Consider the following 15038-nt stretch of genomic DNA (forward strand, 5'->3'; position numbering starts at 1 on the left):
GGGAAATTCTGATTCAGACATTTATATATGCACATAGCTATTGTAGGAAATATTGGCGCGGGTAAAACTACACTTACCGAAATGCTGGCGAAAAATTATGGTTGGGAACCCCTTTACGAGGCGGTAGACAATAACCCCTACCTGGAAGATTTTTACAGCGAAATGAAACGCTGGAGCTTTAACCTGCAGATCTATTTCCTCAACAGCCGCTACCGCCAGATAGTGGAGATACAGCGCAGTGGCCGCAACATTATACAGGACCGTACCATTTACGAGGATGCCTACATTTTTGCAGAGAACCTGCACGATATGGGCCTGATGACCACCCGCGATTACGAGAACTACGAGGCCATGTTTGATAACATTACCGAGTTCATCAAACCGCCCGATCTACTGGTGTATCTTAAAGCATCGGTACCTACGCTGGTGAACAACATACAGCGCCGCGGCCGCGAATATGAGATAGGCATCCGGATAGATTACCTCTCTAAACTGAACGAGAAGTACGATAAATGGATAAAAAACTACAAACTGGGTAAACTGCTGGTGCTGGATAAAGACAACCTGGATTTTGCCAACAAAACCGAAGATATGGCTACTATTGTGGAGAAGATAGAGCGCGAAATAAACGGGTTGTTTTAATTGAAATGAAGATAAAACTATTATTGCTATTAGCCATATGCGCTTGCAACGAGACGCTGTTTGCACAAGCTAAACCTGCCGTTAATTACGTGGTCACCACCGCTCACGACACCATAAAATGCGAACTAAAAGGCACACGCAAGTATCTTCCTCTAAATTCGGCCGACAAAAAATTTATTAAAATAACACCCGATAAGATACTTGAAGTTTTTGAAGCAAAAGATTCTACCACGTATGCCGCAGTGCGCAAACCCGACCAGGTGGATTCGGTTTATTTGCCGCGCCGTGAGCATGGGAAACTCGACCTGTATGAAGATGAACAATCCTATTACGGCGGAGGAGCCTTTAATGGAGGTATGGGATTTTCCGGAACAACTGTTAACTGGTATATCAGTAAAAACGGCGCACCTATTATTCAGTTAAAATCGAATTCTATTTTTAATAATGGAAGCCAAAGCAAGCGTAAAAATCTCTTTATAGAGATGATAGCAGACGATGCCCCTTTATTGGAAGAGTTTAAAAAACAGGATAGCTTTAGTTTTAAAGCCTTGCAAAAGTATGTACACCGGTACAACCAGGATATGCGAGGTAAATAATCTTACATAACTGCATGCGCTAACTTTTCCCACCGTTGTTTGTGTTGTCACCAACAACCCGGATGTTTTTAAATGGCTAATCCTTATATCTAAGTTATATAACGGCTTTACGGTTTAAACGTGTCCACATACATTGCGGGCTTGTAGGTGACGACACCGACAAGGTGCTAAAACGGAGTTTATTATATCAGAAAAATATATTGTTCCATATTTTAGTGGTTTTCTACTCTCATTTACCTGATTATCTGTTTGTTATCAATGCAAAAACACTTAATTTCACCTTTTGCTGTCCTTTTTTTTAAAATTGTTAAGATTGATGTTTGCTTTATGGAAAAATTATTTAAAATCAGAATCGACTCGGTGGAGTTTGATTCTAACCAAGTAGACTTAATTGTAAGTAGAATTGGGAAAAATGAAATTGATGAATTGGCTTTGTCTAAACTAAAAATTCAAGGTTTAACATCCGACCCCAGAAACTTTAACTACTCAATTTCTGGCAAAGACCTGTATGTAGAAGGGTGGGCATCACAAATTCAAAAATCTGCAACGGCAGAATTTATTATGTAGTAAAGAATTAAAGCGTCCTCGCTACATCGAGGACGCTTTAATTCTTTCCAAGAACATCTTATTTCCCGCCGGTGTTGGTGTTGTTAACAATAACCCTGAGATACAAGGACGGGAGCCACCGATAACGCCGACGCTCGCAGTCAAAAGTCTTGTTCGGGCTTGTTCGGGCTGTTCGCGCAAACAACCGAACACGAACATACCGTAAAACATATTGCCACACGCAATAATTTCCAACCCTTACAACCTCTCCAACTCCCGAAAATTTTTCAACCCCTTTTCCACATTCGCATTTTCCATACCCCAAAACCCGCAAATTTTCTTACTTTTGTACCCCGTACACAAACATTCGGCAACGACCTTATTCCGCTGCCGGGATTTCAAAAAAATCTCATGACTAAATACATTTTTGTTACGGGTGGCGTTACTTCGTCATTAGGCAAAGGCATTATTTCTGCCTCGTTAGCTAAACTCCTCCAGGCCCGCGGTTACCGCGTTACCATCCAAAAGTTCGACCCGTATATTAATATCGATCCGGGAACCCTTAACCCTTACGAGCATGGCGAATGCTACGTTACCGAGGACGGTGCAGAAACCGACCTTGACCTTGGCCACTACGAACGTTTTTTAAACACCCCAACATCAAAAGCCAATAACATTACCACAGGTCGTATTTACCAAAATGTAATTAACCGCGAACGCGAAGGCGCTTTCCTTGGTAAAACCGTGCAGGTTGTTCCGCACATTACCGATGAGATAAAACGTAACATGCGTATCCTGGGCGAAACAGGAGATTATGACATCGTGATCACCGAAATTGGCGGTACCGTTGGCGATATCGAATCGCTGCCCTTTGTGGAAGCCGTACGCCAGTTTAAATGGGAAGTTGGCAGCGGCAACGCGCTGGTGATCCACCTTACCTTAATACCTTATTTAGCTGCTGCCGGTGAGTTAAAGACCAAACCAACCCAGCACTCTGTAAAAATGCTTTTGGAGTACGGGATACAGCCGGATATTTTGGTTTGCCGTACCGAGCACCATATTAATATGGATATCCGTAAAAAGATAGCCCTGTTTTGTAACGTAAACATCAACGCGGTTATCGAGTCGATGGATGCATCAACTATTTACGATGTACCATTGCTGATGCTGAAAGAGCAACTGGACAAAACAGTATTAACCAAACTTAAGCTTCCTCACAAGAACGAGCCAAATCTGGATAGCTGGAAAGAGTTTTTGGGTCGTCTTAAAAATCCGACTTCCGAAGTTCGCATTGGCCTTGTAGGTAAATATGTAGAGCTGCCGGATGCCTACAAATCTATCATCGAATCGTTCATACACGCTGGTGCCAAAAACGAGTGCAAGGTTAAGGTACAGTACATCCCATCAGAACAATTAACTGTAGAGAACGCTATAGACAAGCTGAAAGGCTTACATGGCGTATTGGTTGCCCCCGGCTTCGGCGAGCGCGGTTTTGAGGGCAAAATAGAGGCGATACGCTACGTGCGCCAAAATAACATCCCATTCTTTGGTATCTGCCTGGGTATGCAATGTGCCGTGGTTGAATTTGGCCGCAACGTGTTGGGCCTTGCCAACGCCAGCAGCACAGAGATGAACCAGGACACCCCGCACCCGGTTATCGCCATGATGGAAGATCAGAAGAACATCACCAATAAAGGTGGTACCATGCGTTTAGGATCCTACCCATGCGACCTTAAAAAAGGCAGCAAGGCAGCAGCTATTTACGGCAAAACCAGCATCACCGAGCGCCACCGCCACCGTTACGAATTTAACAACAAGTACCTTAAACAGTACGAAACCGCCGGTTTACTACCATCGGGCATTAACCCCGAAAACGGTTTGGTAGAGGTAGTTGAACTTAAAAACCACCCGTTTTTTGTTGGCGCGCAGTTCCACCCCGAATTAAAATCAACAGTTGCAAATCCACACCCACTTTTTATTAACTTTGTCGCCGCTTCGCTGGCCTACGCACGCAAGAATTAACAATTAAAACAGTAGGTTGATGGACACCCGGTTGTAACAAAACCAGCTGATGTTAATCATACGATATATTAGATAATGGATAGAAATACGTTTACAGGATTATTCCTGATCATGATCATCATGGGGGCCTCGATCTATTTTATGAAGCCCAGTGATGAGGCCATAAAAAAAGAAAGAGCAGTAGCCCACCAGGATTCGCTTAAAAGAGCCGGCATAAAAGCCCCCGCTACAGTCGCCAAGTTTGATACTGCTAAAAAATCTACCGTGGTAGATTCTGCCGTATTAAAAACCGCTTTCGGTGCAGCAACCGTAGGCAAAGAAGAGTTTGTAACTGTTGAGAATAAAGATATCCGCCTAAAGCTATCTACCAAAGGCGGTAAGGTTTACTCTGCGGAGCTAAAAAACTATAAAACGTTTGATAAAAAACCGCTTATTCTTTTCAGCGGCGATAAAAACACCTTTGGCCTTACATTTAGTGCTGCCGGTAAACCTATCAATACCAACGATTTGTACTTTACCCCAAGTGCAACTGAGTTGAAAGTTGCCGGTAAAGATTCGTCTTCGCTTACCATGCGTTTAAGCTACAGCCCTACACAGTATATAGATTATGTATACAATTTAAAGGGTACCGGCTATAAACTGGGTCTTATCATTAAACCCGTTGGGCTTGACCAAGTGATCGCTAACAGCGGCACGCTTAACCTCAGCTGGGCTGCCAGCCTGCATAAGCAGGAAAAAGACATTAAAATGGAGCGCCAGTACTCTACCGTGTATTATAAAAATACAGACAATGAGGTGGATTACCTGAGCGAAGCCAAAGACGAGGCAAAACCCATCACCGACAAAAAAATGCAGTGGGTGGCATTTAAGCAGCACTTTTTCTCTAACGCGTTGATCGCAACCGGCGGCATCAGCAAATCTAACTTAGCGGTTAGTACCGATATTAACGATACTACCGATGTGAAGCAAATGAAAGCTGACCTATCCTTTGGCCGTAATGCTTTGGGCGAGGCACCGCTGCTGTTTTACTTCGGCCCAAACCGTTACTCTACCTTAAAGGACCAGGGTTACGACCTGCAAAAACTGGTTAACCTGGGCTGGGGTCCGTTGAAATACATCAACCAGTTTGCTACCCTGCCTATATTTAACTTCCTGAATAAATTCAACTGGAACTATGGTATCATCATCTTAGCTTTAACCCTTATCCTGAAGTTGGTATTGTCCCCGCTTACCTACAAGTCGTACTTAAGTATGGCCAAGATGCGCGTTTTAAAGCCGGAAATGGATGAGATAAAAGGTAAAGTTGGCGAGGACAACCCTACGCTTTTACAGCAGGAATACCTGAAGCTTTACAAAAAAGCAGGCGTGAACCCGCTGGGTGGTTGTTTGCCGTTGGTGATACAAATGCCGATAGTGATCGCGTTCTTCCGCTTTTTCCCAAGCTTATTTGAGCTTCGCGGCCAAAGCTTTCTGTGGATGCACGATCTTTCCACGTACGATTCGGTTATCACCTTCGCGCCAATATTTGGTGTAAGTCACATCAGTTTGATGTGTTTGCTGATGACCATCTCAACGCTGATCTACACTTATTTCAACAACCAAATCTCGGGCGCGACGGGGCAGATGAAGTACATCGGCTATATTACGCCGCTTATCTTCCTCATCACCCTTAACAGCTACCCATCAGGTTTAAACTACTATTACTTTTTGGCCAACATGCTAACCTTTTTACAGCAATACCTGATCAAATTCATGGTTGATGATAAGAAGATCCATGCCCAGATCCAGGAGAATAAAAAGAAACCCGACGACCCTAAAAAGAAAAAAACAGGTTTCGGTGCCAAACTCGACGAAATGATGCGCGCTCAAGCACAAGTGCAAGCGAAGAAGAAATAATCTTTTGGACGAAAGACTAAAAGACGAAAGATAAAATACAAACCCACAGCTTTATAGGCTGTGGGTTTTTTGTTGGTTTGATTTTTAACACCGCATTGTTATAAGGCACGAGGCAATCTCCTTGGCAGCAGGGCGGTTACGCAAATCCACTTTGCGCGCAAGGGATTGTGCGATTCCCCTGTTGAGAGTAATAGCCCAGGATAAGACAAGATCATGAAACGTTCCGATGGAACGTATTACTTGCTATTTGTTTTTCTACCCATGAAACGTTCCTACAGAACGATTTCAATTTTTTCATTCCATCGGGATGTTTCATGGGTAGATATTTGTTTTTTACCCATGAAACGTTCCTACAGAACGATTTCAATTTTTTCATCCCATCGGGATGTTTCATGGGTAGAAACAACGGAAATAAGTAGTATCACGTTCCATCGGAACGTTTCATGGATTGCCACTTGTCTAATCATAGGCTATTACTCTCTCAAGAGGTGTGGAAGGGTGTGTTCGCGCGTTGCAAAGTTGGCAAACACACCCCTGCCACCGCTCATTCCTGCCCGCCTCCTTTGGAGAAGGGAATCGAAAATTCTACGCTTAACTTTTTTAACCTCTCACAACTAAATATATTAGCAAAATTGTTTTACATTTGAAATATGTACGCAATTGTGGATATTGAGACTACGGGGGGGCATGCCAGCGCCAATGGCATTACGGAGATTGCTATATGCATCCACGACGGTAAAAAAGTTACCCGCCGTTTTAAGAGCCTGGTGAACCCGCAACGCGATATCCCGGTGTATATCCGCGCCTTAACCGGCATCACCAACGAAATGGTGAGCACCGCCCCGCTGTTTGAAGATGTGGCACACGAGATCTACCACCTGCTAAAAGGCCAGATCTTCGTGGCACACAACGTTAATTTCGATTATTCTTTTTTACGCTACCACCTCCACGCCGCCGGCTACGAATTGAATGCTAATAAGCTTTGCACGGTAAGGCTTGGGCGCAAGATCATGCCGGGGCTGCTGTCGTACAGTTTGGGCAAGCTTTGCTCGCACCTGGGTATTGGCAACAACAGCCGCCACCGTGCCATGGGCGATGCCGAAGCAACCGCGCATCTGTTTTCCCTATACCTTAAGAGTGATACGGCCAACCATATTGGGCAAGCCCTGAAACTAAACTCGAAAGAGCAGCGTTTGCCGGCCAATTTGCCAAAAGCAGATGTGGATGCCCTGCCCAATTGCCCCGGCGTGTACTATTTTCACGATGAAAAAGGCAAAGTGGTTTACGTGGGCAAAGCCAAAAACCTAAAAAAACGGGTATGCAGCCATTTCACGGGCAACAACGCGGGCCAGCAGCGGCAGGAATTTTTAAAAAGCATTCACCGCATCAGTCACCAGGTTTGCGGTACCGAACTAATTGCCTTCGTGCTGGAAGCCGTGGAGATCAAACGCCTCTGGCCAAAATACAACCGTTCGCTTAAACGTTTCGAGAACACTTACGGGCTTTATGCCTACGAGGACCAGCGCGGTTACCTGCGCCTGGCGGTTGATAAACACCGGAAGCACATGCCATCTATATATGCCTGCAACTCGCTGCTGGAAGGCTACAGCCTGCTGAATAAACTGATAGAAACCTTTAGCCTGTGCCCCAAAATGTGCTTTGTTCAAAAGAACGACCAACCCTGCAGCGGTAACAATGTAAACGCCTGCGCCTGCGAAGGCCACGAAACACCCAACGAATACAACATCAAAGTAACTGCAGCTATAGATGAGCTGAAGAAAGCCCTGCCCACCTTCGCCATCCGCGATGAAGGCCGCAACGGCGAAGAGCACAGCTGTATCCTGATAGAAGAAGGCCGTTTTTACGGTATGGGCTATATCTCCCATTATTTTGATGCCAATAACATCCAGCAACTTAAAAACTACCTCACCCCCTACCCAGGTAATGATTATATCAAAAACATTGTAACGGGTTATGCCAGCAGATACCCGGAACGGAAAGTTAGTTTTGCGGGATAGGTTCTTGTCAATCCATTTCATTTCGAGGAAGCACAGCGACGAGAAATCTTATACGCCGTGCTTTAACGCCAGTGCATTACCGTTTGCTTAAACAACAAGTATGGTGTAAAAGATTTTTCGCTATCGCTCAAGAGATAGTTTTTCACACTCGCCTTACACGCACTATCTCCCGCATACCGGTTCGAAATGACATCGTATTTATTATTTTCAACAACTCCCCAAACAATTAAATTTCTCTCAGGTTAATATATTATCATTTAAAAATATAGCAACCTATTATGGATAGCATTAACCAACAACAACCCGAAGATAATTTTGAGAACCTGGAAGGCAACCAAGCCTGGAAAAAACTAAAGGAAATGGCCGAGGGTACCAGCTGTTTTTTTTGCAGCAATATTAAAACCGGACTGCCATTTTCTACCCGCCCTATGTCGCCGCAAAAAATAGATGATAATGGCGACCTGTGGTTCCTGAGCGCTAACGACAGCCACAAAAACGCGGAGATCTTAATAGACCCAATGGTGCAACTACTATTCCAGGGTTCTAAATACTCCGATTTCCTGAACGTTTACGGGATAGCCGAGGTAAGCGAAGACAAGGAAAAGATAAAAGAGCTATGGCAACCCATACTAAAAGTCTGGTTCACCGAAGGTGAGAATGATCCGCGCATCTCTGTTATCAAAGTAAGCCCAACACAAGGTTATTATTGGGATAACAAGCACGGCAACGCTGTTGCTTTTGTGAAACAATTAGTAGGTGCCGCTATTGGCAAAACGCTTGACGATTCGATAGAGGGGAAACTTCAACCCTAACCTTTGTTGATAAGGCCGGCCCGGGTACTCATTTTTAGATATGTTCTAATAACCTGGCCGGCCCATCAACTTTATAAGTGCAGGCCCACCATCGGCCACACGATCTGCCTGATAAATTGCCAGTGAAACAGGAGCGGCATCGGTACTATCAGCCAAAAGAAAACCCATATTCTCGCCACCACCTGGTTCTGCAGAAACATAATCCCACGGCTCTGCAATAACTTTTCTATTAACACCAATATTCCCTGTATCACAAAATATAGCGTCGGCAAACCGTAGCCACTATTTACGGGCAGGCTCAGCGCCAGTTCGTGCAGCAGGCCCGAAAAAATAAAGGATACTATTAACGCCACGGCCGCACCGGTCTTATTTTTCAACGGGCGAAATATGGCTACCGAGGTCATTTCGCTGAAAGCGATATTCCAACGCTTGCTCCAAAGTTCGGTAAGGCTCAAAGCTTTTGCCGGCTGCCTGAATAAATAATAGGTATTTACGCCCGAGAACCGCCACATCCCTGCACTGATACTGAGCAAGCCGAAGTGTAAGATCAAACTTAAACCAATTAATAGGATTGGGGTCACCAAAACATAGGTTAAGGAGCCATCAAGCCGCAAAGCGACAAGCCAATGAGCAAGCAAAATCAATATCGCACCGGCAATTATCCGGCTGACCCCGAACTTAACCATCGGCCAGGCATTTGGTAAGGCTTTTTGGCCAAGTGTTTCGAAAGGCTGCGCACGCATCCCTACCCAGCCAATGGCATACGTGAGCCATTGTTTAAAGCTAAGCGTAAGCCGTCTGCTTTTGTAGCCTTCCGTCACCGCTATCACCTTCATACCGCTAAACGTAGTTGCAATAATAGTCAGCATTTTCAGGATAGGATGATCGTTGAGGAATATAAAATAAACAACCGCTATACTGATTACCAGCATTGCCCAACCGGCGAATAGCATTTGCTTTTTCAAAAAAACATAACCAATCAGTACTATCCCCAAATTTATGAAGGCGAAATAAACGAAGTGGATGAGCAATTGCATAGTCATACCTGTTGAAAATTGATGTAAAAAGCCAAACTGTAAACGATGCTGAGGGAGACAAATAGAGAAACCAATATTATTTCCACCACCTTATTCAGCTTCCCAACAGGGAAGCTGCTCCTGTCGAAATAAAAGAACTGAATGAGCACCCTCGAGATCCAGTAAACGGCAATAAAGCCGGTAATCAGCATAGCCAGCCGCGAACCATTGAGCAGGTCGCCTGCAGCGAATAAAGAGATCAGCCCAAAACACAAGTTTATTATGAGGATATAGGCCGCGTAAGTCCAAAACATTTGGTTGATCAGCAGCTGAACTTTTGCCAGCTCTGTACCCCACTTCAATACTTTTGGGATTGCCAAACTCCCGGCCACCAATGCCAGTTGCGCCAGCCCTGCCAGTTGAAGTAATTGATAAACAGTGGCCTTTTCCATTTCGCTACCCGGTTTTAATTCAGTGCGCAAATATAAATACAATTCTAAACTTTCAAAATATATTGAAAATTTAATTTATTATTGTGGTGCCCCCTCGATAAATAAAAAGCCTTGCATTAATACTGCAAGGCTTTTCGTTCCTAAGCGTTCCTCGCAGAACAATGCCATTACCTTTAAGATGAAGAATTCATTTTTTTACTCTTAATATGACAAAATAATCAATTAAAAAAATGCATTTTGTGTTAACCCTTAAAAATGCAACTTACTGATTAATAATTATTTAAAAAGTTAACACTCTGAATTGTGTTAACTTTTGTAAACTTTTTCAACTCTAATTGCGGGCGTCTATTTCAAATACTTATCGTACCATTTAATATACCGTTCTACCCTATCAACCTGGTAGCTGGGGATGCTGATGCCGTGATTTTGGTTGGGATACAATATCAGTTCGGCATCTACGCCAAGCGATTTTAGCGCCTGGTACATCTGCTCGCTGCCGGCAGTTGGCACGTTAAAATCCTTCAGGCCCGACATAAACAGCACCGGTGTTTTTATCCTGTCGGCATGTAAGAAGGGGTACGAGATCTTGTTGTACACCTCAATATTCTTCCATGGCTGGCCCAGTTCATTGTCGTACTGCAAAATATATTGATCTATACCATAATTGGCAATTTGCAAGGCACTGCCTGCGCCGCTTGCCGCCGCTTTAAAACGGGTGTCGCTGGCTATCAAAAAGTCGGTAGTGATACCACCGTAGCTCCAGCCGCCTACGCCCAGTTTAGCCGGGTCGGCAATGCCGCGTTTTACCAGCTCATCAACCGCGCCATGCAGGTCAATCACCTCTTTGTTACCCCAATCGGCAGCTATCGCCTTGGTATAATCAATACCCCGGCCCGAGCTGCCACGGTAATTTACCGTAGCTACCGCATAGCCTGCGCTGGCTAATACCTGGCAGGTGCCATCAAAACTGTAATCGTCCTGCGCCACAGGGCCGCCATGCACAAAAAGGATGAAAGGCATCTTTTTGGTGCTGGTGCTATCGGGGCGATATAGTACGCCCGATACTTTTGTACCATCTTTACTTGTAGATTGAAAGCTGGTAACCTGTGCCAGTTGTACCTTGCTCAGCCATTCCTGCTGCTGAAAGGTTAGGCGTCGCAGTTTGCCGGCTTCCATCGCGTAGATCTCGAGCGGCAAATACGGGTCGCTTACAGTTGTTACCCAGTTGCCGGCGCTATGCGCTGTAATATCGCCCACGCTTATTTTGCCACGGGTAGCGGATATAATGCTTATCTTTTTGTTTGCGATGGTGTACGTAGCCGCATAGCGCTCGCGGTCGTCATCTACCAAAAAGGCGATGCTTTTGCCGTCTTTGCTCCATTCGGGGCTGTCTACCGGTCGGTCGAGCTGCTTGGTAAGCAACTGGTTACTGCTCCCGTCTGCATTCATTATACACAGGATGTTCTGGTCATACATATTGTATCCCTCGCTATCCTGACGTAGGTAGGCAATGGTTTTACCATCGGGACTAATTCTTGGACTAATATCGTGACCTTTCCAGGTAGTCAGTTGTTTAACAGCTCCGTTTGCTTTAGCTTCCACAACAAAAATATCATTATTCTCGCTCCTGTCAGGGTCGGCATCGTGGTTGCTCACAAACACAATGCTTTTGCCATCCGGGCTCCAGGTTGGCGAGCGCTCATCAAACTTACCCTTGGTAATGGTATCCAATTTTTTGGTATTGATATCAAAAATATACAGGTGATTGCGGGCATCATCCAGGTAGCCCTGGTAATCCTGCTTAAAATGGTAACGATCTAACACTATTGGCTTTGCTGTTTTGGGCGCTTCCTTGCCTTTGTTGTCCGGGTCGCCAATAACGATAACTACTTTGCTGCCATCCGGGTTCCATTCGTAATCGCCAAGGTTTCCTTTTATATCCGTTATTTTTTTGGCCTCGCCACCGCGTCGGTCCATCAGCCATAATTGCGATCCATTCTTTGATTCGCGTGAGGATAAAAACGCCAGGTATGCACCATCCGGGCTCCACCGTGCCCTTGAGGCCGGCTCGGCTCCGTGTGTAAGCTGGATAGACGTTTTGCCGTCCCAACTTTGCATCCAAAGGTGCGATACGCGTTTATCCTTTGCGGTATCCACGGTAGAAACACCGTAAGCCACCCATTTACCATCCGGCGAAACCTGTGGGTCGCTTACTGCCGGGATTTTATAAAAATCAGTCGGCTTAAAAGGTTTTTTTTCGGTTTGGGCGAATGCGGCGGATGCCAGCGATGCGGCGAAAAGCAGCGTAAGGTATTTTTTCATATCAAAGCATTAGATTGGAATGTAATTTAAGGAATTACTGATATATAATGCTAATAGTTATGATTTTTTGAATGATGCGATGGTAAGATGTTACATACATCGCATGTATTCTCAAAATTACGGCCCGCTTTGCTTAACAAAGAGGGCCGTAATGTTATCCGCCGAATAAGCTTCCTAATCCGCCACCGCCTGAAAGGCTTTTGGTTATATTATCGGGAGTGATGCTTTGATCGTTAGGGTCGTTTGCCTTATGTGCAAACTTTTGCAGTATGCCGGGCAAAGCTGCTGCTATTGCCCCCGTAGCAGCCGGGCTTAGCCCAAATTTACTGCCTAAACTGCCTACCAACCCGCCAGTGATGGCATTAGTAACCGGGCTGCCCGAAGTAAGACTACCCGTTAATGAAGATAATAATCCACCAACACCACCCTGGGCAGCTGCCTCGGTTTGAATGCCGTTGTTTACATGAGTTGCTATTTCGTGGTGCACATCATCGGCTCTATCAGCCGGTATGTTGTTAGCTACCTGCGGGTTTCCCCCAATTTGTTGTTTTACAAGATTTAATATCTGGTCGAACATAATTTGTATACATTAAAATTAAACCTGGGTTAAATATTGGCTGTAGGCGTAGCCTTCTTCGCCCTTGTCGGTACGTACAAGGCTCCATTGGTCATTAGCGCGGCTTATTACTGTAACTATAGCATTATGCGCGGCTTTGCCTACAATGGGCTGATCAGTGCCCGGGCCTTTTCTTATGTTTAGGTTAGACGATTCGGTACTCACTTTTGCCTGTGTGCCCGTGGCGGCAGATGCATCTATATTAAGTATCAGATCACCGGCGCGGTAATCGGGATCTATTTTATTGTAGATGTCCCATAACGAATCTTTCAACGCCCCGCTGCTTGTGCTGCCATCAATATATAGTACGTTGCCTTGCTCGCGAACCTGTAGATTACTGATTCCGCCGGTTTTTGCCGCCTGTATAAGTTCGGCGTATTTTTCCTGTAGTGCCATAGTGTTATTTGCTTATGGTGAGATTATTATTTATTTTTTTGGCATGCAAAGCGTTCAAATTCATCATTAGCTTTTGCAATTTTTCGCGTGTGATATCACCGGTTAGGTTTATCTCACCATTGCTAACTGTAGCAGTTACGCCGGGGAAATCTTTCGTGGCGTCTTTTACGCCGTTTGTAAGCTCATCATCGGCTGCAATCGTTACCGGCGCAACGGTAACGGTATCAGTTTTAACTGTATCTGCTGATACAGCATCGGTTTTCTTCCCTTTACAGGCTGTGAATTGTATTGAAGCTGCTATAGCGCAGGCTACAAACATTGTTTTAAAAAGCTGTTTTTTCATAAAATTTATTAAGTTGATTACTTAATATTTAATGAAACAGCGGACCTTTTGTTTCATATAAGTAACAAATAATAACTAATTGTAAATATTATAAACCGGGCCACTTTGTGGAAAAGAGACAAGTATTAGATTGCGTTAGGGACTAACACATTTGTAAACAGCAAGCGTGAGTGTGCTGTGCCCAATTGCAATATCAGTAATTGACCTACAAGAAATGGTTCTATTAACCAGAGTAGAGGGTGGCGCGGATATGGTGGAGACGCGGTACCTCGCGCCTCTACCATCAATTAAATCTCGACGTATTAATATTTATTGTGCTTACAAAAGATGCGAAGTAACTTGTCTCTACAGATCAGATAGCTCTATATCACCCCCGCTTTCTCCAGCTCCGCCTGCATCTGCTGCTGCAAACTCAAAGCTTCTGCCCTTGCTGCCTCAGCAAAGTCCTCGCCGTTACTGGCGTAGATAATAGAGCGGGACGCGTTTACGATCAGTCCGCAATCTTTGGTGATGCCGTATTTACACACCTCTTCCAGGCTGCCGCCCTGGGCACCTACGCCGGGTACCAGCAAAAAATTATCGGGTGCGTATTGGCGTATATTGGTAAACTCCGTGCTTTTAGTAGCGCCTACTACAAACATCAGCCTATCTACACCGGCCCAGGTATTGGCCTTTTGTATCACGGTTTCATACAGGTAGCCCTCGCCGGTGTTCAGGTACTGGAAATCCTTACTCCCTACCGATGAGGTAAGCGCCAGGATGATCACCCACTTGCCATCGTACTTTAAGTAAGGCGTTACGCTATCGTTCCCCATATAAGGCGTAACGGTAATGGCGTCAAAGCCCATCCCGGTAACATCCTCGTTAAAAAATGCCTTGGCGTAGTTGTCAGACGTGTTGCCGATATCGCCGCGCTTGGCATCTATAATAGATAAACAGTCCTTAGGCAGGTATTCATAAGTGGATATCAGGCTTTGCAAGCCTTTCATTCCCCGGCTCTCATAAAAAGCGGCGTTGGGTTTGTATGCGATGCACAGATCCTTAGTAGCATCAATAATGCGTTTGTTGAATTCAAAGGCCGGATCGGGGTATTCTTTTAAAAATTCGGGGATTTTATCTACATCCGTATCTAATCCCACACATAAAAATGTTTTCTTTTGTTTTATCTGTTGTATAAGCTGCTGGCGGGATATCATGGAGAGTTATTTTATTAAATGCCAAAAGTCTAAAAAAATACGCGAAAGGTATTATTTTTTTATTAAATTTGCATTTTAAGAATATTTCATTAAAATTGCATTGTTATCCCCTGCGTCTTCTTGCACACAAGAAACAATTTTTATCACCACGTCGTTATTTCTGAT

General features: G+C 44.7%; 14 protein-coding genes. 7 read left to right on the forward strand and 7 right to left on the reverse strand.

The window, feature by feature from the left end:
• Positions 1–27 precede the first annotated feature (27 nt).
• The 7 genes from EPL05_RS00470 (at position 28) to EPL05_RS00500 (ending at position 8532) form a co-directional block, all read left to right on the forward strand.
• Positions 28–642, forward strand: a complete 615-nt coding sequence (locus EPL05_RS00470; protein ID WP_128531548.1) for a deoxynucleoside kinase — start codon at positions 28–30, stop codon at positions 640–642.
• Between the two features lie 5 nt (positions 643–647).
• Positions 648–1238, forward strand: coding sequence for a hypothetical protein (locus tag EPL05_RS00475; protein WP_128531549.1), 591 nt, complete (start codon positions 648–650; stop codon positions 1236–1238).
• A gap of 327 nt (positions 1239–1565) precedes the next feature.
• Positions 1566–1805, forward strand: coding sequence for a hypothetical protein (locus EPL05_RS00480; RefSeq protein WP_128531550.1), 240 nt, complete (start codon positions 1566–1568; stop codon positions 1803–1805).
• Between the two features lie 390 nt (positions 1806–2195).
• Positions 2196–3806 carry a CTP synthase gene (locus EPL05_RS00485; protein WP_128531551.1) on the forward strand — a complete coding sequence of 537 codons (1611 nt, stop codon included), beginning with the start codon at positions 2196–2198 and terminating at the stop codon, positions 3804–3806.
• A 75-nt stretch (positions 3807–3881) separates the two neighbouring features.
• Positions 3882–5702 carry a membrane protein insertase YidC gene (gene yidC, locus EPL05_RS00490; protein ID WP_128531552.1) on the forward strand — a complete coding sequence of 607 codons (1821 nt, stop codon included), beginning with the start codon at positions 3882–3884 and terminating at the stop codon, positions 5700–5702.
• Positions 5703–6352: 650 nt separating this feature from the next.
• Positions 6353–7720, forward strand: coding sequence for an exonuclease domain-containing protein (locus EPL05_RS00495; RefSeq protein ID WP_128531553.1), 1368 nt, complete (start codon positions 6353–6355; stop codon positions 7718–7720).
• Positions 7721–7998: 278 nt separating this feature from the next.
• Positions 7999–8532, forward strand: a complete 534-nt coding sequence (locus EPL05_RS00500) for a pyridoxamine 5'-phosphate oxidase family protein (protein WP_128531554.1) — start codon at positions 7999–8001, stop codon at positions 8530–8532.
• Between the two features lie 71 nt (positions 8533–8603).
• Here EPL05_RS00500 and EPL05_RS00505 read toward each other — a convergent pair whose 3' ends face one another.
• The 7 genes from EPL05_RS00505 to pyrF all read right to left on the reverse strand — a co-directional run bounded on the left by EPL05_RS00505 (position 8604) and on the right by pyrF (position 14870).
• Positions 8604–9575 carry an MBOAT family protein gene (locus EPL05_RS00505; RefSeq protein ID WP_128531555.1) on the reverse strand — a complete coding sequence of 324 codons (972 nt, stop codon included), beginning with the start codon at positions 9573–9575 and terminating at the stop codon, positions 8604–8606.
• On the reverse strand, positions 9572–10000 hold the full coding sequence (locus EPL05_RS00510; RefSeq protein ID WP_128531556.1) for a hypothetical protein: 429 nt from the start codon (positions 9998–10000) through the stop codon (positions 9572–9574). Before EPL05_RS00510 ends, EPL05_RS00505 begins: the two co-directional genes overlap by 4 nt.
• A 345-nt stretch (positions 10001–10345) precedes the next feature.
• Complete coding sequence (locus EPL05_RS00515) at positions 10346–12322, reverse strand: alpha/beta hydrolase family protein (RefSeq protein WP_128531557.1); 1977 nt, start codon at positions 12320–12322, stop codon at positions 10346–10348.
• A gap of 154 nt (positions 12323–12476) precedes the next feature.
• Positions 12477–12899 carry a hypothetical protein gene (locus EPL05_RS00520; RefSeq protein WP_128531558.1) on the reverse strand — a complete coding sequence of 141 codons (423 nt, stop codon included), beginning with the start codon at positions 12897–12899 and terminating at the stop codon, positions 12477–12479.
• A gap of 18 nt (positions 12900–12917) precedes the next feature.
• Positions 12918–13334 (reverse strand): SH3 domain-containing protein, encoded by a 417-nt coding sequence (locus EPL05_RS00525; RefSeq protein ID WP_128531559.1) that lies wholly within the window; start codon positions 13332–13334, stop codon positions 12918–12920.
• Positions 13335–13338: 4 nt separating this feature from the next.
• Complete coding sequence (locus EPL05_RS00530) at positions 13339–13677, reverse strand: hypothetical protein (RefSeq protein ID WP_128531560.1); 339 nt, start codon at positions 13675–13677, stop codon at positions 13339–13341.
• 362 nt (positions 13678–14039) lie between these two features.
• Positions 14040–14870, reverse strand: coding sequence for an orotidine-5'-phosphate decarboxylase (gene pyrF, locus EPL05_RS00535; protein WP_166727617.1), 831 nt, complete (start codon positions 14868–14870; stop codon positions 14040–14042).
• Positions 14871–15038: the final 168 nt, after the last annotated feature.

The organism is Mucilaginibacter gilvus (genome assembly GCF_004054195.1).
Classification (GTDB): Bacteria; Bacteroidota; Bacteroidia; order Sphingobacteriales; family Sphingobacteriaceae; genus Mucilaginibacter; species Mucilaginibacter gilvus.

Bases quoted from the DNA above. Each gene is read 5' to 3' on its own strand.
- EPL05_RS00520 (WP_128531558.1), bottom strand. From the start codon at position 12,899: ATGTTCGACCAGATATTAAATCTTGTAAAACAACAAATTGGGGGAAAC.
- yidC (WP_128531552.1), top strand. From the start codon at position 3,882: ATGGATAGAAATACGTTTACAGGATTATTCCTGATCATGATCATCATG.
- EPL05_RS00525 (WP_128531559.1), bottom strand. From the start codon at position 13,334: ATGGCACTACAGGAAAAATACGCCGAACTTATACAGGCGGCAAAAACC.
- EPL05_RS00530 (WP_128531560.1), bottom strand. From the start codon at position 13,677: ATGAAAAAACAGCTTTTTAAAACAATGTTTGTAGCCTGCGCTATAGCA.
- EPL05_RS00475 (WP_128531549.1), top strand. From the start codon at position 648: ATGAAGATAAAACTATTATTGCTATTAGCCATATGCGCTTGCAACGAG.
- EPL05_RS00500 (WP_128531554.1), top strand. From the start codon at position 7,999: ATGGATAGCATTAACCAACAACAACCCGAAGATAATTTTGAGAACCTG.
- EPL05_RS00480 (WP_128531550.1), top strand. From the start codon at position 1,566: ATGGAAAAATTATTTAAAATCAGAATCGACTCGGTGGAGTTTGATTCT.
- EPL05_RS00495 (WP_128531553.1), top strand. From the start codon at position 6,353: ATGTACGCAATTGTGGATATTGAGACTACGGGGGGGCATGCCAGCGCC.
- EPL05_RS00485 (WP_128531551.1), top strand. From the start codon at position 2,196: ATGACTAAATACATTTTTGTTACGGGTGGCGTTACTTCGTCATTAGGC.
- EPL05_RS00515 (WP_128531557.1), bottom strand. From the start codon at position 12,322: ATGAAAAAATACCTTACGCTGCTTTTCGCCGCATCGCTGGCATCCGCC.
- EPL05_RS00505 (WP_128531555.1), bottom strand. From the start codon at position 9,575: ATGACTATGCAATTGCTCATCCACTTCGTTTATTTCGCCTTCATAAAT.
- EPL05_RS00470 (WP_128531548.1), top strand. From the start codon at position 28: ATGCACATAGCTATTGTAGGAAATATTGGCGCGGGTAAAACTACACTT.
- EPL05_RS00510 (WP_128531556.1), bottom strand. From the start codon at position 10,000: ATGGAAAAGGCCACTGTTTATCAATTACTTCAACTGGCAGGGCTGGCG.